Here is a 19231-nt window from a genome sequence, read left to right on the forward strand (position 1 = left end):
GTCGCTAAATGGCGGCTTTATGAAATTCCGCCTGCTTTGTTTTCTGCTGGCCGCCCTCCAAGGGGCAACATTCACGCATGCTGCAGGTGATCCCGCGCAGTTGACGCTGGCCTCCATCTTCACCGACGAAGAGTACAAGGAGGAGAAAATGGAAGCGCTGCACTGGAGCAAGAAGGGGGCGTGTTACTTTTCCCTCGAACCGCTGGGCAAGGACAAGGAGGGCAAAGACATTCCCGGCAAAGATCTCGTGCGCCATGAGGTGGCCACGGGCCTGCAGACGGTCATCGCCTCGGCGAAAACGCTGACGGCTCCTGGCGAAAAGAAGCCGCTGAGCGTGGACAGCTTTGAGTTCTCTGAGGACGAGTCGCAGGTGCTGCTGTTTGCCAACACGCGCAAGGTGTGGCGCAAGAACACACGGGGCGACTACTGGGTGCTGAACGTGGCCACCGGAGCTTTGCGCAAGGTCGGCGGAGATGCCGCGCCCGCGACGCTGATGTTTGCCAAGTTTTCACCCGACGGCAGCCGCGTGGCCTACGTGCAGAAGAACAACCTGTACGTGCAAAGCCTGGCGGACATGAAGATCACCGCTGTGACGGCGGATGGCTCCGCCACACTGATCAACGGCGCTTCCGACTGGGTGAACGAAGAAGAGCTGGAGCTGCGCGACTGCTTTCGCTGGAGCCCGGATGGCGCGCGCCTGCTGTTCTGGCAGTTTGATACCCGCGATGTGAAGCTCTTCACGCTGGTGAACCAGGCCGATGGCCGCTATCCGCGCATCACCACATTTCCGTATCCCAAGGCAGGCGAAAAGAACTCAGCCACGCGCCTCGGGGTGGTCTCTGCCGCAGGCGGTGGCATCACCTGGCTGGCCGTGCCCGGAGATCCGCGTGAGCATTACCTGCCGCATGCCGAGTGGACGCCGGATGGCAAGGCGGTGCTGCTGCAGCAGTTCAACCGCCTGCAAAACACGCTGCATGTCATGCGTGCAGATCCTGCCACGGGGGCCACGCAGGTGGTGCTTACGGAGACGGACAAAGCCTGGGTGGACAACATGAACCCCGTCCGCTGGATCGGGGATGACTTCCTCTGGCTCAGCGAGCGCAGCGGCTGGCGCCATGCCTACCGCGCCACCCTGGCGGGTGAGGTGACACCCATCACACAGGGGGAGTTTGATGTCATGGATGTCAGGCAGGTCGATGCCAAAGGCGGCTGGCTGTACTATGACGCCTCTCCCACGAACGCCACGCAGCGGTATCTCTATCGCATCGGTCTCAAAGATGGCGAGCCGCAGCGGCTCTCGCCTGCGGACCAGCCGGGGACACACACCTACAGCCTGAGCGAGGATACACAGTGGGCCGTGCACACATATTCGACGGCGACCACGCCGCCTGTGATTCAGCTGGTCTCGCTTCCCGACCACAAAACGAAGAGCGTGCTCAGATCGCAGAAGCGGCTGCGTGAAAAGCTCGCGGCGCTCAAGCTGCCGAAGGTCGATTTTATGCGCGTGGACATCGGCGGCGGTATCTCATGCGATGCCTTTTGCATCACCGCGCAGGATCTGGACAATTCGCGAACGCATCCGCTGCTGATGCATGTTTATGGCGAGCCCGCCGGGCAGACGGTGAAGGATGTCTGGAGTGGGCAGCGCGGGCTCTGGCACTGGATGCTGGCGCAGCAGGGCTATGTGGTGGCCAGTGTGGACACACGCGGCACGCCCGGCCCGCACGGACGTGACTGGCGCAAGGGCATCTATCTCAAGCTCGGTGTCATCAATTCCCAGGAGCAGGCGGCGGCCACGCAGGCTTTGCTGCAGCGCTTCACCTTCCTCGATCCGCAGCGTGTGGGCATCTGGGGCTGGAGTGGCGGAGGCAGCAGCAGCCTGGACGCCATCTTTCGCTACCCCGATCTTTATCAAACGGCCATGGCCGTGGCACCGGTGCCCGACCGCAGCCTCTATGACACCATTTATGAGGAGCGCTACATGGGGCTGCCCAAAGGAAATGCAGAAGGCTATCGGCTCGGCTCTCCCATCACTCATGCCGCAGCTTTGAAGGGGAATCTGCTCATCGTGCACGGCACGGGTGATGACAATGTGCACTACCAGGGCACGGAGAAGCTGATCAATGAACTCGTGGCGAAAAACAAACACTTCACCGTCATGCCTTATCCGAACCGTGATCACGCCATCAACAGCGGCAAAGGCACCCAGCGTCATCTGTATGAACTGATGACGAACTACCTGCATCAGCATCTGCCTGTGAAATGAGCTCGCGGTCGCATTTCAGAAGAAGGTTGAATGTTCAGGGGGCAATGCTGAATGTGAATGATGAATGAGATCCCTTCACGCAGCACTCTGCTGACTCGGATGAGTGCGGGCTTCATGGTGGCGCTGCTGGTCTTTTTAAGCAGTTGCATGCAGGAGCAGCATGCAGATCCGGGCTCTACCTTTCACAAGGGCCTGCAGAGGGATGCGTGGCGCACGCTGGCCTCGTATGATGAAGCCTTGCTGAAACACCGCGAGACCTTTCGGCGCGAGGTGCCTGCGGCCTACTGGGACCCGGGCATTCAGAAGCTGCAACCGCTCAAGGTCTATACGCACCGGGGAAATCTGGTGGTGGTGCAGTGTGCGACTGCGGAGACTGAGCATGGCAAATACATCGGCCTGCCCGTGGCGCCGTTTCACCCCAAGGCGGCATGGTTTTCGCGCAAGCACGCGGTGGACGGCTTTGTCTTCCGCCCGGCTGCAGGAACCGGAGTGTTTAATTATGCCCGCACGCTGCCAGCTGTGCCGCACTACCACCGCTGAAAGCAGGCAAGGACGGAGATCACTCATGAGCACCTACAAAGAAATTTGGGCGAACGAATTGCGGAACCTCGTGAAGGAGTGTTTCGAGAAAGAGCCGATCCCCGCACGGAAGAGCCTCACGCCGTTGCAGGAGATGCAGTGCCGCATTCTCGGCGGGCATCTTTTGAGCTGGCTCGAAAACTGGGGGCCTCAGCTCATTATGGAGCGGAATGTTCTTGCGCACATGCGTCCTCCTGAAGAAAGGCCGGAGGACAAGGAACCCATCATTGTTTTTGTCATGGACGAGCCTGGCCTGGTGGCCGCCCGGGAGATCATCCGGGACACCAGCGGAAGGTTGGTCTATGTCCGGAAGACGGATTTTGACTTCTGCATGGCGATCAACCCCGACCCTGGGTATGTGTGCCACTGCGTGCTGCAGTCGCGCTTCTTGGAGGAAGGTGAGCAAGGCGTGGATTTCACGGCGCTGCGCGAGCGGTTTAACCTGGACGCGGACACCCCCATCGGCGTGCACTATGACTGCTCCACCCTGGGGCCGCTGTTTGCCCGGGGCGGTCTTCACCTGTGGGCCTTCACCGAGGACGGCCCCAAGCTCATCGAAGAAGCCTTCGAGAGCTGGGTTTCCTGATCAGGGTTTGAGCGCCTGTCCCATCACGCCAGCCCGGCCTCGGCCAGACGCTCCTTCAGATCGCTGGCCAGCAGGGCCTGGAGGATGCCTTCGATGCGGCCCTCCATGAACTGGTCGAGATTGTAGAGCGTGAGCTCGATGCGGTGATCGGTCACGCGGTTCTGCGGGTAGTTGTAGGTGCGGATTTTTTCTTCGCGCCCGCCGCTGCCGATGAGGCTTTTGCGGTTGGCGGAGTACTTGGCGGCCTCTTCCTGCTGCTTCTTTTCCAGCAGGCGCGAGCGCAGGATGCTGAGGGCCTTTTCCTTGTTTTTGATCTGGCTGCGTCCGTCCTGGCAGCGGACGATGGTGCCGGTGGGGATGTGCAGCACCTGCACGGCGGAGTCGGTGGTGTTCACGCCCTGGCCGCCTGCGCCGGATGAGCGGCAGACTTCGATGCGGACTTCATCAGGCTTGAGCTCAAAGTCCACTTCCTCGGCCTCGGGCAGCACGGCCACGGTGGCGGCGGAGGTGTGGATGCGGCCCTGCGCCTCCGTGGCGGGCACGCGCTGCACGCGGTGCACACCGCTTTCGTATTTCATCACGCGGTACACGTCCTCGCCGCTGATTTTGACGATGACTTCCTTCAGGCCGCCCACTTCGGAGGGGCTGCTGTCCAGAGGCTCGATCTTCCAGCCACGGCCTTCCGCAAAGCGCGTGTACATGCGCAGCAGATCGGCGGCAAAGAGGGATGCTTCATCGCCGCCGGTGCCTGCACGGATTTCGAGGATGATGTCGCGGCCTTCCAGCGGATCAGGAGGCAGGATGGATTCCTGGATGGACTTTTCCAGATCGACGAGGCGCTGCTCCAGCACGGGGATTTCCGCAGCGGCCATCTCGGCGAATTCCTTGTCCTCCTGGGATTTGGCCATCACGCGGCTGTCGGCCAGCTCGACCTGCGTTTTTTCAAAATCCGCCCAGTGGGTGAGGAGGTTCTGCAGGCTGCGGTGCTCGCGCAGCAGTTCCCCGGCCTTCTTGGCATCGTCGTAGAAGTTCGGGCGGCCGATGATGTCTTCGAGGTCGGCGAAGCGGGTGCGTTTACCGGCGATGACGCCTGAGTAGTCCATGGTGGCGGGGGGAAGGGGAAGCGGAGAGCGGAGACAAAAAGAAAACGGTGCCCAGCGCGAGGCATGGACACCGTTTGACTAAATAGCGGGGGCTGAGAGCTAGGCTTCGGCAGCAGGGGCTGCTTCGGCGGCTGCGAGCTTCGGAGCGGTGCGGCGGGCGCGGATGGAGCCGTAGCGCTGGGCGAACTTGTCCACGCGGCCGGCGGTGTCGATGAAGCGCTGCTCACCGGTGAAGTAAGGATGGCAGGCGGAGCAGATGCCGATACGGAGGTTCGGCACGGTCGAGATCGTGTTGTACACGGCACCGCAGGTGCAGGTGATGGTCGTCTCGGTGGTCTTGGGATGGATGTTTTCTTTCATGGTGGTGGGGCTCCACGTGGTTCGGCGAGGCGCGGTACGCAGCTTTCGCCGGGGCGTGGGGACGGGCATGGTAGTGGATTTCGGGGTTTGGTCAAGAGAGGAGTAATGCCAGGAACGGCAAGGAGTTGATAGCATTACCTCTCCGGCTCCGTTTCCGCGCCCAACCATGCTCCACCGATTCTGCCTTCTGGTCTCCCTCCTTGTCTGCACCCACCTCCACGCGGCGGCGCCCAATGTGGTGGTGATGCTGGCGGATGATTCGGGCTGGGGGGATTACTCGATCCATGGGAATACAAACCTGAAAACACCGAACATCGACAAGCTGGCGCAGTCGGGGGCGCAGTTTGACCGGTTTTTTGTCTGTGCGCTGTGCGCGCCCACGCGGGGGGAGTTTCTCACGGGGCGCTACCATTCGCGTGGCGGGGTGAAGGGCGTGTCCACCGGGCTGGAGCGGCTGAACACGGATGAGAAGACCATCGCGGACGCCTTTCTGGCTGCGGGCTATTCGACGGGGGCGTTTGGGAAGTGGCACAATGGCAGCCAGTGGCCCTACCACCCCAATGCGCGCGGCTTTCAGGAATACGTGGGCTACACGGCGGGCCACTGGGGCGAGTACTTTGACCCGCCGCTGGAGCACAACGGCAGGATGTTCCGCGCCAAGGGGTTCATCGTGGACGTGCTGGTGGGAAAGGCGATGGAGTTCATCGAGGCGAACCGCGAGAAGCCCTTCTTTTGCTACATCCCGCTGACGACGCCGCACTCGCCTTTCAGCGTGCCTGACGAGCACTGGGACAAGTTCAAAGACTCCCCGGTGACGATGCGCGGCGAGGAGGGGGAAAAGGAAGACCTGGCCGTGAGCCGCACCGTGCTGGCGATGATGGACAACATCGACGTGAACGTGGGCCGTGTGCTCAAGAAGCTCGATGACCTGAAGCTGAGCGAAAACACCATCGTGGTCTATTTCAGTGACAACGGCCCCAACAGCTTCCGCTGGAACGGCGGCATGAAGGGGAAAAAGGGCACCACGGATGAGGGCGGGGTGCGCTCGGCGCTGTTCATGCGCTGGCCGGGGAAAATCAAGGAGGGCAGCAGGGTCACGCGGATCTCGGGGGCGATCGATCTGCTGCCGACGCTGACGGCGCTGGCCGGGGTGAAACCGGTGAGCACCAAGCCGCTGGACGGCTGGGATTTTTCCACTCTGCTGCTCGGCGGCGAGTGGAAGCGCGGGCCGCGTGAGCTCATGAACTACAACGGCGGCAGGCTCAGCGTGCGGTCGGAGACTCATCGGCTGGATGCGAGCGGCGTGCTCTACGACATGGTGGCGGATCCGAACCAGACCAAGGACGTGACAGCGGAGCAGCCGCAGATCGCCGCCGAGCTCGCTGCCAAGGCGACGGCCTGGCACCAGGAGGTGTTTGGAAAGCCCTACGTGCCCGCAGCCGGTGGTGGCAAAGGCAAAGGGCAGGGGAAGGCGAAGCCGAAAGGAAAAAACCCCGGCGCGGAGCCCTTTGAGGATGATCGGCCCTACCCGGTGGGCTACACGGAGTTCCCCATCACCATGCTGCCTGCGCGCGATGGCGTCCCGCATGGTGAGGTGAAACGCAGCTCCAACGCGCCCAACTGCTCCTACTTTGTGAACTGGAGGACGAAGGAGGACAGCATGACGTGGGATATCGAGGTGCACACCGCCGGGGAGTATGAGGTGAACATCGACTACGCCTGCCCGGAGGCGGATGCGGGGGCGCTGGTGGAGCTGAGCTTTGAGGGGGCGCTGGCGACGGGCAAAGTCGGCCCCGGCTGGTACCCGCCGCTGGAGGATGATCAGGACCGCGCGCCGCGCAAAGGGGAGAGCTACATGCGCGACTTTCACAGCCTGCCGCTGGGCACGATCAATCTTTCCGCCAAGCGCGGACTTCTCACGCTGCGTGCCTTGGAGATCCCCGGCCAGACGGTCATGGAGGTGCGGCGTGTGACGCTGACCCTGAAGACAAAGTGATTCATGGCATGAATCCTGATACCGTAAGGGGTCTCTGATCACGAAGATCTGCCAACCCAACCTGTATGAAACTGTCCCGCGCTCTTTTCCTTGCCCTCGCTTCGCTGCTGCTTGCCTCCTGTGGTTCCGTGGCCCCCGTGTCCACTGGCACTTCGGGGATCGTGGTCGGTCCGGGTGAACTCCGCGAATGCGGCCAGGGGAAGGTGGAGTTTCCCGCCGGTTTGTACACAGCGCTGGTCGTTTCTGACAAGGGCACCTACTACCTGGCGCCGGAGCGCATTCGCACCAAGGGCGTGCTGCTTGGCCGTGCCGAGCGTGGGGGTATTTTTGTCTCCAGCCTCCCCGGCAACCCGCAGGCCGCCTGGTTTGGCGATCTGACCGACGTGGTGGCTCAGAAACCCAGCACGCTGTTTGAGGCTGTGGGAGTCAATGCCCCGAAGCTGTGGCCCTACACACCGAAGATTCCGTTTCAGGTGAAAAAGTAGCTGCCGGGCTGAGTGGGGGCACTCGCCCCATGGGGAGGATTTAAACGTAATTACTTTGTCATAGCGGGTGGTTTTCGTTGCGCGCAGTGTTATAAAAACTATAATTTACTGTCCGCATGAGCCGTCGCCTTATCTTCTGGTCCATCACCTCTGCTGCCTTGCTGGCGGGGGGGATCGTTGCGATGAAGGAAGGCTGGCTGAGAGGTTGGGAGATGAGGGTCGGGGAGCTGATGACGAGCCCCGGCGCGCAGTACAGCGCAGCTAAGTTCCGCGTTGATCTGGTGGACCAGTTCAATTACTCGCGCATGGCGGAAAAGACCCCCACGCTGCGGGTGGACCCTGAAATGGAGGCCTGGCTGGACCGGGAGTTTCCCAAGATCGACACGACCAACCTCGACAAAGTCACCGAGTTGGTGCAGGACGGCATGCCGCGCTACTACCGGGTCTCGGTGTGTGTGGCCAGCAGCCCGAGCCTGCGCGAGCTGCTGCAGCGCTTTCATGAGCATGCCCACAGCGCGCAGCCGGAAATGACGCATATGGCCATCGGCCTGCGGCCAAGAGCCAGCGGGCTCATGCATGAGGCCCTGCTGGTGCTGGGCCAGAGGCTGCGGGATTTCACGCCTGAAGCGCTCTCAGAATCTGGAGACGAGCCCTTTTTCAGCACCTGCGTGCACTGCAAGCAGCCGCACTTCATGAAGCTCTCCAAGGCGCAGCGCAGCATGGCGCTGGAGTGCCCGAAGTGCCACCGCAAGTATGCGGTGATCGCGGCGGACAGCGCGGGCAAGTTTCACTACGTAAACGAGTTCCTCACGGGCTACGCGCCCCCGGCGGTGTTTGCAAAAAACCAGTCGCGTGTGCAGCAGCTCTTCACCATCTGGTCCGCCGTGCATGCCAACTGCCGCTACACCAACGACCCCGGCGCGAAGGCGGGCAGCAGCTTTGCCAAGCCGGAACAGACGGACTGCTGGCAGTTTGCAGATGAGACGCAGCGGCTGCAGCGGGGCGACTGCGAGGACTCCTCCATCTTTCTGGCGGACTGGCTCATGTCCCGCGGCTTTCAGGTGCGCGTGGCGCTGGGGCGCTACGGAGACCTGGGAGGCCACGCCTGGTGCGTGGTGAAGATCGAGGACAAGGAGTACCTGCTCGAATCCACGGAAAGCCGCCCTGACCCGAGCGACCCGCCGCTGGCCAGCCGTGTGGGCAGCCGCTACGTGCCGGAGGTGCTGTTTGACCGGTTTGCCATCTACGTGCCCACCAGCGCCAACCGCAACTGGAAGGGGGACTACTGGTCTGCCAATGCCTGGACGCGTGTCGAGCCCCGGACCGAGCTGGGGGGAGACCCCATCCTGGCGCGTGCACCGACGGGCACTGCGATCAAAATGGGCACACAAAACCTGCTCGAAACCAGTGCGGCAGGCGAGGGTGGCCGTCCCTCCCGAATGGCATTTGCCAGCCCGGCTTCGCCAACGCTTCTCAACCTGGGAGACATTCCCGTGGGGGCCAAAGACTGGCGTCAGTCCATGGTGCCGCCGCGTCAGCCCTGAGCTCCGCCGGAAGGCGTGGAGGGTGATCACGTGTTGACGCCCCGTCCTGCAGCATCCAGCTTGGTGCACTCATGCTCGCCAGCATCGCCATTCTTACGCTGTTCGGCATCCTGCTCATCATGCTGGAAACCTTCCTGCCTGGCTGGGTGGCGGGCATCCTAGGCACGATCGCCCTGTTTGCAGCGGTGTGGCTGGCCCTGAAGTCTGAGGAGCTCGCAGGCTGGAGCCCTGCCCAGAGGCTGGGTCTGGTGCTGGGCATCGTGGTGTGTGCCACGGGAGTGCTGGCCGTCTGGCTGCGGTGGTTCGCCGTGAAGTTTTTCCGCCGGTCATTCACGCTGACCACGAGCATCGAGACCCCGGCCGCAGCTGGAGCCGCGCCGGGTGCGCAGGGCGTGGCCCTCACCGAGCTGCGCCCGCTGGGGCGTGCGGAGATCGCCGGCCAGCGCTACGAAGTGCGCTGCCAGACGGGCCTCGCCGCGGCCGGTGCACGCATTGAGGTGATCGCGACGGAGCCTGGCAACCTGCTCGTGCGCACGCTCTGACGGTCTGATTTTCCTGCCCTTTCATTTCCCCAACCCCCAACAAACCCGCTCATGGCTTCTCTCGAAATTTTCATCATCGGCGCCACCATCATTGTCGCGCTTGTCCTCTTCCTGCTGGTGGCCAAGTTTTTCAATCTCTGGCTGCGCGCGCGTATCGCCAATGCGCCGGTCAGTTTCCCCACCCTGCTGGCCATGTGGCTGCGGGGTGTGCCCAATGCGCTGATCGTCGATACCCGCATCACCGCCGCGAAGGCCGGCATCCCCATCGGCACGGATCAGCTGGAGGCGCACTTCCTCGCCGGTGGTGAGGTGACGCACGTGGTGCTGTCATTGATTGCGTCTGACAAGGCGGGCATCCCGCTCGATTTCAACCGCGCCTGCGCCATCGACCTGGCCTGCAAAGGCACCAGCAAGACGGTGCTGGAAGCCGTGCGCACCAGCATCAATCCCAAGGTCATCGACTGCCCGCACCCGGACATGGGCCGTGGTGGGAAAATCGACGCCGTGGCCAAGGACGGCATCTCCCTGCGCGTGCGTGCGCGGGTGACCGTGCGCACCAATCTGGACCGCTTCGTCGGCGGTGCCACGGAGGAAACCGTCATCGCCCGTGTGGGTGAGGGCATCGTCACCTGCATCGGCTCCTCGTCTTCGTACAAGGACGTGCTGGAAAATCCTGACGCCATCTCCAAGCTCGTGCTCCACAAAGGTGTGGATGCCGGCACGGCGTTTGAAATTCTCTCCATCGACATTGCCGACATCGACGTGGGTGAAAACGTCGGTGCCAAGCTCCAGACAGAGCAGGCCGAGGCCGACAAGAAGATCGCGCAGGCGATGGCGGAAATGCGCCGCGCCGCCGCCGTGGCGCTGGAGCAGGAAATGTCTGCCCGCACCCAGGAAATGCGCGCCCGTGTGGTGGAGGCCGAGGCCCAGGTGCCGCTGGCGATCGCCGAAGCTTTCCGCAACGGCCAGCTTGGTGTGATGGACTTTGCCAAATACAAGAACGTGCTCGCAGACACCGAGATGCGCACCAAGATCGCCGGGGACTCCCCCGGTGCGAAGTAACCCTGCAAGCGTCGTCGTGACCATGCACCCCATTCTGCTGAGCAGCGATTTTGATCCGTTTCAGGCGGCAATCATTGTCATCGCCGTGCTGGCGGGCTTTGTGAAATGGCTGTGGGAAAGCTGGCAACTGAGGAAGGGAGCGGCACCCACGCCCCCTCCGGACCCCGAGGAGCAGCGCCGCCGCGAAGCCGCCTGGCGCAAGCAGACCGGGCAGCCTGCGCCCCCCGCCAAGCCCCCCCTGCCACCTGTGGTGGTGCCATCCCCGTGGGATGAACTGCGCAAAGCCTGGAAAGAACTGCAGGAGACAGCCAGGCAGGCCTCGGCTCCCGCCCGGCCTGTGCCGCCGCAGCAGCGCAAAGCGCAGGCCCAGCGCCCGCAGCAGCGTCAGCAGCCTGTGCAGCAACGTTCCGTGCAGGCGGCCCGTGCTCCGGCTCCGCCGCCCGTGCCGCCGGTGGTCGCAGCGCCGTCACCCGCAGCCCTCGCTGAAGCTCCAGCCAGCCACCCCGCCAAATCGGAGGCCCCCACAGGCTCCATCCTGGCCACGCTGCGCCATTTGCGCCGTGATCCCGCGCAGATGCGGCAGGCTATTTTGATGCAGGAGATACTTGGCCCGCCAAAAGCCTTGCAAACCTCCGACGAGTTCGCTAATTAAACGAACTCTTCTTTGAGCATGCCGGCGTGGTGAAATTGGTAGACGCGCTAGACTCAAAATCTTGTATCCGTGAGGATGTGTCGGTTCGAGTCCGACCGCCGGTACCATCAAAGAAGCTGCAGCAGAGGTTTCAGCGGGGGCCAAAGAGGATTCCATCCATGCCGTCCTGTGCGGGTGAAGTGAAGCCACCCTGGCGGCTTTATTTACCGCTTGTCCGGCCATAGGGCAGGCACTACGAAACTCCATGACTCGACTGCTGCCGTTCTTTTTGCTGGCTAGCTTGCACGCGGGTGACTCCACCACGCCGGGTGAAGTCACCTCGCCGTTTCCCACCCTCACGAATCTCGCCGTCGAATGGCAGATCGAGGGAGATGACGATCTCGATGCGGTCTGTGACATCAAGTTTCGTCCGGTTGGGGCTGCCGAATGGCGCGCGGGCATGCCTCTCAAGCGCGTCCCGGCGGGATCAAGCCAGAAGACCGATCCGATCATCTCCTGGACCAATCGCCTGAGCGGCAGCGTCTTCGATCTGCGGCCTGGCACGGAGTATGAGATCGCCCTGACTCTGCATGATCCTGATGGTGGAGATGCCACCCGCATCATCAAGGCAAGCACGCGGCCCGAAGCCGTCGCAGCCAAGGACGCGGTGATCAGAAACGGCACGAAGGCCGAGATCAACAGCGTGAAGCCCGGCGAGGTGCTTTTGCTGGCCGATGGCGACTACGGCGAGGTGCGCTTCAATCGCGATGGCGAGCCGGGAAAGCCCGTCATTTATCGCAGCACGAGCGGGAAGGCCGTTTTCAGGGAAGCGGGCCTCACCGACCGAAAGTGGGTGTATCTGGAAGGCATCACGGTGAATGGCCCGGTGCGCCTGAACAACACCGAGCACTGTGTGGTGAGGCGTTGCAAGATCACCGCCCAGTATGGCATCAAGGCCTACAAGCCCGGCATGACAAATGCCTGCATCGAGGACAACGTGATCACGGGCATACGCCAGTGGGACCCCTCCATCATGGGGGCGGGCGGCGACAATGAAGGCGAGGGCATCGAATTCACCGGCAGCGGCAATGTGATCCGCCACAACCGTGTCAGCGGCTTCCGCGACTGCATCTCCCACATGGAGGATGGCGGCGCGGTGGTGCAGGCGTGCAATGACATCCTCAACAACGATATCAGCGCCGGGCTCGACGACGGCATCGAGGCGGATTTTGCCCATCACAACTGCCGCATCATGCGCAATCGCCTGACGAACTGCTTTGTCGGGATCAGCAGCCAGCCCGGCCTCGGCGGCCCGAACTACTTCATCCGCAACGTCATGTTCAACATCACCTACGGCGCCTTCAAGCTGCACCGCTACAGCGTCGGCGATGTCATCTTGCACAACACCGTCGTCAAAGCGGGCGATGGCTTTGGCAACTACACCGGGGAGCCCTTTGATCATGCCTTGATCCAAAACAACCTCTTCATCGGCGGCAAAGTGACAAAGGGGAGGCAATACGGCGGCTACAGCCCCGGGCGCGGGCGCGCAGCAGACGTGCAGAATTTCGGCGGGCACTGCGTCATCGACTTCAATGCCTACGCCACGCACGGCCTTGCGTTTGAAGGCAAGCTGCGTTCCTGGACCTTCAGCAAACTGCCAGGTATCGAGTTTGAGCCTCATGGAGTGCAGGTGACGCTGGGGGTGCTGGCACATCCCAGCTTTCCTGAAGATCCCGCCAAATTTTATGAGCCGCCCGATCTGCGCCTCAAGCCCCAGTCTGCGGCCGCAGACATTGCGAGACCCTTTCCCAATGTAAACGACGCCTTCACTGGCTCGGCGGCTGACATGGGTGCCCATGAGGCCGGAATGAACGCGCCCGTCTATGGTCCTCGCGAAACGACTCTCCCGCCGGATGGCGAGCCCAAGTGATTCCTCCATGAAAACCGCCACGCTGCTTCTCTGCGTTTTCACCGCCTGCGCCCTCGCGCAGCATCCTGAACTCAAGACGGGACCGAATGCCGACCTCGGCGGCGCTTTGCTCATGCCTGCTGGGGACGAATGGAACCGGGATGTGTCCAAAGACGAGGTCGATCCGCTCAGCGACGCCATCATAGCGGCCATCGGCGCGGAGAAAGGACTGCATGAGGACTTCGGCCTCGTGTGGCAGGGGCAGCCCGGCGGCATCCCCTATTACGTTGTCAGCGGTGATCAGCCAAAGGTGCCGGTCATCTTCCGAGAAGCCAAAGATGAAAGCGATCCCGGCCCCTATCCCATCCCGCCGGATGCCTGGATCGAAGGCGGCAGCCAAAGCGATGGCGACCGCCACGTCCTCGTGCTCGATAAGGACAACTGGAAGCTCTATGAGATCTACCGCGCATTTCCGCTCTCCGGTGGCAAAGAATGGCAGGCCTACAGCGGCAGCGTCTTTGATCTGAAGGCGCCCAAGCCGCGCCCCGCCGGGTGGACCAGTGCCGATGCCGCTGGCCTGCCCATCATGCCCGGCCTGGCTCGCTACGATGAGATTTGCGGCACGAAGAAGCTCGCCCATGCGCTGCGCTTCACGGTCAAAAAGTCACGCCGTGCCTATGTGCCGCCCGCCACGCACTTCGCCAGTCCGCACAAGGATGACAACCTGCCCCCCATGGGCATGCGTGTGCGCCTGAAGGCCAGCTTTGACACCTCTAGATTTTCAGGCGCGGCCAAAGTGATCCTGGAAGGCCTCAAAACGCACGGCATGATCCTGGCAGACAACGGCGGCGACTGGTTCATCAGCGGTGCGCCGGATGATCGCTGGCACCATGAGGAACTCCTGCCCATTCGCCAGGTGAAGGGCAGAGAACTCGAGGTCGTCAAGATGGGCCCCATGACCACGCGCTGAGCCGCATAATAAATCGCAAATATTCTGGATATTGTTTTTAGCTCATTTCTTCCAGAAGCAGCCATTTTCCCGGAACCTTGCCAGCTTGCGAATGGTTGGTTGATCGCTTCTTTGAAAAAGTTGTAGGGACACCGACGCCCCAAAGGCGGACCTGCTCAGGCTCTTGTCCCGGAGCCTCACTTAAATCACCGTCCCGATTGCGGGGCGTGTTTTTTCTGTTTCTGCCCCCTTCCGCAACAGCAAAGAACCCCCTTGCCATTACATAGGCTCATCGCTTGCCCAATTCAGAGATTTGCCTGGCAAATAGTCGCTTCAAACGCCTTAAACAAAAAACCATTGAAATCCTTTTCAATTGGCTTGATTGGCGGCATTCTTGTTTTAAAGAATTTCTTAATCGGCGCGGTTTTCTTGAACGGAAAAATCTATAAAGCAGTGCCCGGCGTTACAATCAGCCTGGGCACTCCCCCATGTTGATTGGTCCGCTGCGCACGACGCTAGTCTTAAGTGAAACAAGAAACCATGGCCATCTCTTTCACTGGCAGTTAATTAACCACGCTTCATCTTTTTTTTCATGCTCCCCACCCGTCGTTTCCACCGCCTGACCACTTACCTGCTCAGCTGCCTGACGGCAGTACTGCTGACCACCCCGCTCGCTGCCCAAGTCCAGATCGACTACACTGACGGCCAGACAGATGCAACAAGCTACAGCACCAGTTCGCCAAATGACCCCACCACCCTGAGCATCCTCTCAGGCACTGCCACGCAGAGCGGCGTGATCAGCGGCACGGGCCTGGTGATCAAGGCGGGCGCAGGCACCCTGATTCTCTCCGGCCTCAACACCTACACCAACGACACCTACATACGCGCCGGCACGCTTCAGGTGGTGGACGGGGCCAGTTTCTCCCAGATGAATGCCAGCCTCTTCGTTGCCGATCAGTCCGGAGACGTCGCCCGGCTTCTCATCAGCGGCGGCACCATCGGCTTCGGCTTCGGCGGCGGAGATTTTAACTACATCGGCAATCAGGCAGGCAGCAGCGGCACGGTGGATGTGACCGGCGGGACCTGGACCTACGGCTCAGCTCTCCTCGTCGGCAATGATGGCACCGGCGTGCTGAACCTCTCTGGCGGCAGCGGTGGTACTTTGTACGGCAGCGCCGGAGCCGGCCAGCTCAATCTTGGCTACAACGGGGGCGGCAGCGGCACGGCGAATGTGAGCGGCGGGACCTGGGTAAACGGCTCTCTTAATATCGGCTATTCCGGTACCGGGCTGCTAAACATTTCCGGCGGCAGCCTCAGCAACAACGTCGCCTATGTCGGCAACCAATCCGGCAGCAGCGGCACTGCGAATGTGAGCGGCGGGACTTGGACCAGCGGCAGCGCTTTCACCGTCGGTCTTTACGGCACCGGAGTCTTGAACCTGACCAGCGGCACTGTCAACGCCAGCGGCACGACGAACTATATTGGCACCCAAACTGGCAGCAGCGGCACGGTGAATGTGAGCGGTGGGACATGGACCATGCTCAGTTCTTACCTCGGCTATGGCGGCACAGGGGTGGTGAACCTCACGGATAGCGGCATCATCACAGTTTACTCTGGCAGCGGCACGCTGTACATGGGGACGAACAGCGGCAGCAGCGGCACGCTGAACCTCGGCACCGGAGGCGCGGCGGGCACGCTGAATGCGGCCAGCATCTTCGGTGGTGACGGCACCGCCGTGGTGAACTTCAACCACACCGGCAGCCTCTACTTCTCCCCCACGCTGGATGGCAATCTCACGGTGAACCACATCGGACCCGGCACCACCACCCTCACTGCGGCGAACACCTACACCGGCAAGACCTCCGTGCTCGGTGGCACGCTGGAGCTGGGCTTTGGCACTGTGTCGGCGGACATTATCTCCAGCAGCTCCGCCCTCACCCTCGGCGGTGGTACCCTCAGCCTCACCGGCACGGGCACCCAGACCGTGAACGGCCTCACCACCGTTGCAGGAACGGGCAGCAGCATCGTCATCGGGGACAGCAACACCCTGGACTTGGGCGCACTGACTTCCGCAGGCAAAGGCTCCTCACTGAACTTCAACACCGCCGCCGGTGGCGCGAACGGAGGCACCGTGGGCAGCGGCGTCGTCCTGCTCTCCGGCCAGACCGCCGGCAGCGCCATCAATCCGGGCTTCACCGTCACCGACTCCACCGGCTTTGGCCTGGCCACAGTCAATGCACTCAATCAAATCATCCGCCTCACCACCACGGACCTGCTCCCGGCCACTGGCGCAACCGCCGGCACGGACTACCGCATCGACAACAATGACGGCGGCAGTTCCACCGCAGGCAGTGCCTCCCTGGTCGTCAGCGCCTCAGAGTCTGCCCGCAGCATCACGGTGGACACCACCGCCTCCTCCGGCATCCTCACCCTGGCACCTGGCGCAGTGATCAGCACGGACGTCTGGAACTTTGGCGGCACCGGCGGCAACACCTACGTCATCACCACCGACTCCGTCGCCTCAGGCCTCACCGCAGCCACGGCAGCCGGCATGCTCCAGATCAACAACTACAACAGCAGCACCGTCTCCATCAACGCCCCCATCCTGGACAATGGCGGCAGCGGGCTGCGTGTGGCAGGCACCGGCACCACCCTGCTCAATGGCAGCGCCACCTACACTGGAGAGACAGTCATCAGCAACGGCACCGTCTTCATCAATGGAGACTTCACCGCCGCGACCGGCAGTGTCACCGTGGAAAACACCGCCACCCTCAGCGGCATGGGCACGCTCGGCGGAAATCTTCATGTGCAAAGTGGCGGCGTCTTGAAACCCGGAAACTTCCTGGGCCTCGGTGCGCTCTCCGGCATCAGCGCCACCTTTGACAGCGGCAGCGTCTTTTCCCTGCAGGGCGGCGGCACTCTCCTGACCAGCCTGAATCTCAGCGGAGCCGCCACCATCGCCGCCGGTGCCATCCTTTCTCTGGAAACCACCTCCGACCTCACGGCCACCAGCTACACCCTGATCACCGCTGCCAGCGGCCTCGACAGCGCACACGCTTTCACCCTCAGCGCCCCGCTGCCCACAGATTTCACGCTCGTGTATGACGGCACCACCTTGAAACTGGTCTACACCCGTCCCGTCACCGCCTACTGGACCGGCAAGGTGGACAGCAACTGGTCCTCCCTTAGCTCCGGCACCAGCAACTGGGCCACCACCGTGGATGGCGTCACCGACACCGCCGCACTGCCCGGCGCCCTCACGGATGTGACCTTCTCCGCCACCGGCGTGGGCAGCACTCAGACCAACCTGGACGTGGACACCACCATCAAGAGCCTCACCATCGAGAGCGACACCGGCATCTCCGGCTCGGGAAAGCAGACCCTCACGGTCAACAATGCCACCACCGTCAACGCTCTGCTTGCCATCAACAGCAGTGTGAACTTCCTCGGCAAAGGTGATCTCACCGTCGGCACCGCGGGCACTCTGGCCGGGTCAGGCAAGGTGGAGCTGACGCCGGACCGATCCATCTTCGTCAATGGTGCCATCAGCGTTGGAGATCCCACCGCTCTTCCCGGCGCGCAGGTGCTCTCAGTCACCACCTCCGGCTCTGGAGCCATCGTCATGGGCGCAGACAGCGTCATCCTGGTCAATCTCTACACGGGCGCAGGCCTGGGAGACAACACCGGCATCTCCACTGCCGCAGATCAGCTCAATCTGCACGGGATCCTCGATGCCTCCGCCGGCGGCACCCTTGTCATTGGCAATCAGCTCGTCACGCCCGTCTTTGCAGGTGGCGATCAGTGGAAAGTCATCGAGCTCAATTCCGGAGGCGGCACCATCACCGGCCACCTTGCCGTCAATGACAGCGCCCTCGGCCTCGCTACAGGTTTCTTCGGCACCTTTGACCAGACCACCGGCATCTATTCCATCGCCGACCGTCGCCCCGAACTCACCGCCTACAGCAGCGGCCTCGCCATGGCCAATGCTGAGGGTCAGGCCATCATCTCCGGCGTGCAAACCGGCCTCAACGACATCAACAACCACCTCTTCAATCTCCGCAGCGGCGGCGGTGAAGAGGAAGAGGAGTCCGATGGCAGCATCTCCGCCGCGCTCGACTACGGCGTCGTCATGGGAGAAGGAGACGGCCCCGAGGACAAAAACCCCATCGCCAAAAAGGTGCTGCGCAGCCGCCAGTGGGAAGTCTTCACCACCGTCAACTACGGCAACGTGAAGCTCAATCCCATCAGCACCCAGTCCGGCGTGCAGATCGACTCCTGGGCCTCCAGCGTCGGTATTGAGCGCCACCTCTCCCGCGGCCTCACCCTCGGCTTTGCCGTCACCTTCCTCCAGAGCTCCCAGACCTACACCGGCGGCCTCGGCAAGATCGATCTCGAAGGCCCCATGCTCTCCGCCTACCTCGCGTATGCTCGCAAAGGCTTCTGGGGCAGCCTGCTCTACTCCTTTGGCGCCTACGACCTCGGCTCCCAGCGCAATCCCGGCCTCGGCCTCCCATCCGCCGCCGGTGCCACCGACGCCTACACCAACGCCATCCAATACAACACCGGCTGGAACTTCCATTTCCTCCCGGATCGCAGCCTCGTCACCGGTCCCTTCATCGGCATCGACTACCTCCACGGCACCGTGGACGCCTACAGCGAAACCGGCGGCGGTCTCGGCGCGCTGCGCTTCAACAAGCAGACCTTCGAGTCCCTTGTCACCCGCGTCGGCTGGTCCACCTCCAAGAAATTCCACACTGATTGGGCGGACATCACCCCGCAGTTCCGCCTCAGCTACGAGCGCCAGAACCTCAAAAACAACGGCACCAGCGTCAGCCTCATCAATGCCCCATTCACCGCCGCTGGTGGCAATCAGACTCCCGGCCAAGATTACATGGTCCTTGGCACCGGCGTGAACTTCCAGTTCACCCCCGACTTCAGCATGCTCCTCGGCTACCAGGTCCAGCTCTTCCGCAACAACATGGAAGCCCACTTCGGCAGCATCCGCTTCGGCTACAAGTTTTGATCAGCGCCTCCGCTTCTCAGCCTTCGCGACCCACCTCTAATATGGACTGCGGTCGCGAAGTGAACCTGCGAGCCAGCCAATTTGGAATAATGAAACCAGGTGAACTGGCGGTGCTGGTTCGCAGCATCATGAGATATTGATGCAGGCTTCAGCTTCAAATCCGTATCCTGGGGGCCAGCCACGCCGGGGCGGCCGA

Annotated in this window: 14 protein-coding genes and 1 tRNA gene; 13 read left to right on the forward strand and 2 right to left on the reverse strand. The window is 62.2% G+C overall.

What is annotated here, in order from left to right:
• Positions 1-19 precede the first annotated feature (19 nt).
• Genes ACFQDI_RS18105 through ACFQDI_RS18115 form a run of 3 tightly spaced genes read left to right on the forward strand, consistent with a single transcriptional unit; the run spans position 20 to position 3431 of the window.
• Positions 20-2266, forward strand: a complete 2247-nt coding sequence (locus ACFQDI_RS18105) for a S9 family peptidase (protein WP_377169397.1) — start codon at positions 20-22, stop codon at positions 2264-2266.
• A 57-nt stretch (positions 2267-2323) separates the two neighbouring features.
• Positions 2324-2806, forward strand: a complete 483-nt coding sequence (locus tag ACFQDI_RS18110; protein ID WP_377169399.1) for a hypothetical protein — start codon at positions 2324-2326, stop codon at positions 2804-2806.
• Positions 2807-2831: 25 nt separating this feature from the next.
• The gene (locus ACFQDI_RS18115; RefSeq protein ID WP_377169401.1) at positions 2832-3431 is read left to right on the forward strand and encodes a hypothetical protein; all 600 of its coding nucleotides are present in this window, start codon (positions 2832-2834) and stop codon (positions 3429-3431) included.
• 23 nt (positions 3432-3454) lie between these two features.
• On the opposite strand, the gene prfA is transcribed toward ACFQDI_RS18115, so the two are convergent.
• Together prfA and rpmE are read right to left on the reverse strand one after the other, a co-directional pair.
• The gene (gene prfA / locus ACFQDI_RS18120; protein ID WP_377169403.1) at positions 3455-4534 is read right to left on the reverse strand and encodes a peptide chain release factor 1; all 1080 of its coding nucleotides are present in this window, start codon (positions 4532-4534) and stop codon (positions 3455-3457) included.
• Between the two features lie 99 nt (positions 4535-4633).
• A complete protein-coding gene (rpmE, locus tag ACFQDI_RS18125; RefSeq protein WP_377169405.1) occupies positions 4634-4894 on the reverse strand; it encodes a 50S ribosomal protein L31 in 261 nt (86 codons plus the stop codon).
• 166 nt (positions 4895-5060) lie between these two features.
• Here rpmE and ACFQDI_RS18130 point away from each other — a divergent pair, with 166 nt between their 5' ends.
• The 10 genes from ACFQDI_RS18130 to ACFQDI_RS18175 all read left to right on the forward strand — a co-directional run bounded on the left by ACFQDI_RS18130 (position 5061) and on the right by ACFQDI_RS18175 (position 19035).
• On the forward strand, positions 5061-6890 hold the full coding sequence (locus ACFQDI_RS18130) for an arylsulfatase (protein WP_377169407.1): 1830 nt from the start codon (positions 5061-5063) through the stop codon (positions 6888-6890).
• Positions 6891-6955: 65 nt separating this feature from the next.
• Positions 6956-7375 carry a hypothetical protein gene (locus tag ACFQDI_RS18135; protein ID WP_377169409.1) on the forward strand — a complete coding sequence of 140 codons (420 nt, stop codon included), beginning with the start codon at positions 6956-6958 and terminating at the stop codon, positions 7373-7375.
• 116 nt (positions 7376-7491) lie between these two features.
• Positions 7492-8919, forward strand: coding sequence for a transglutaminase-like domain-containing protein (locus tag ACFQDI_RS18140; protein ID WP_377169411.1), 1428 nt, complete (start codon positions 7492-7494; stop codon positions 8917-8919).
• Positions 8920-8990: 71 nt separating this feature from the next.
• Positions 8991-9461: an NfeD family protein gene (locus ACFQDI_RS18145; protein WP_377169413.1), complete on the forward strand. Its 471-nt coding sequence runs from the start codon at positions 8991-8993 to the stop codon at positions 9459-9461.
• A 51-nt stretch (positions 9462-9512) separates the two neighbouring features.
• Positions 9513-10523 carry a flotillin-like protein FloA gene (gene floA, locus ACFQDI_RS18150; protein ID WP_377169415.1) on the forward strand — a complete coding sequence of 337 codons (1011 nt, stop codon included), beginning with the start codon at positions 9513-9515 and terminating at the stop codon, positions 10521-10523.
• Positions 10524-10545: 22 nt separating this feature from the next.
• Complete coding sequence (locus ACFQDI_RS18155) at positions 10546-11175, forward strand: hypothetical protein (protein ID WP_377169417.1); 630 nt, start codon at positions 10546-10548, stop codon at positions 11173-11175.
• Positions 11176-11195: 20 nt separating this feature from the next.
• Positions 11196-11282 (forward strand) — tRNA-Leu (locus tag ACFQDI_RS18160).
• A 137-nt stretch (positions 11283-11419) separates the two neighbouring features.
• Positions 11420-13084 carry a right-handed parallel beta-helix repeat-containing protein gene (locus tag ACFQDI_RS18165; RefSeq protein WP_377169419.1) on the forward strand — a complete coding sequence of 555 codons (1665 nt, stop codon included), beginning with the start codon at positions 11420-11422 and terminating at the stop codon, positions 13082-13084.
• A 7-nt stretch (positions 13085-13091) separates the two neighbouring features.
• Complete coding sequence (locus ACFQDI_RS18170; RefSeq protein WP_377169421.1) at positions 13092-14033, forward strand: hypothetical protein; 942 nt, start codon at positions 13092-13094, stop codon at positions 14031-14033.
• Between the two features lie 571 nt (positions 14034-14604).
• Positions 14605-19035 carry an autotransporter domain-containing protein gene (locus ACFQDI_RS18175; protein WP_377169423.1) on the forward strand — a complete coding sequence of 1477 codons (4431 nt, stop codon included), beginning with the start codon at positions 14605-14607 and terminating at the stop codon, positions 19033-19035.
• Positions 19036-19231: the final 196 nt, after the last annotated feature.

Source organism: Prosthecobacter fluviatilis (assembly GCF_042655725.1).
GTDB classification, from domain to species: Bacteria; Verrucomicrobiota; Verrucomicrobiia; order Verrucomicrobiales; family Verrucomicrobiaceae; genus Prosthecobacter; species Prosthecobacter fluviatilis.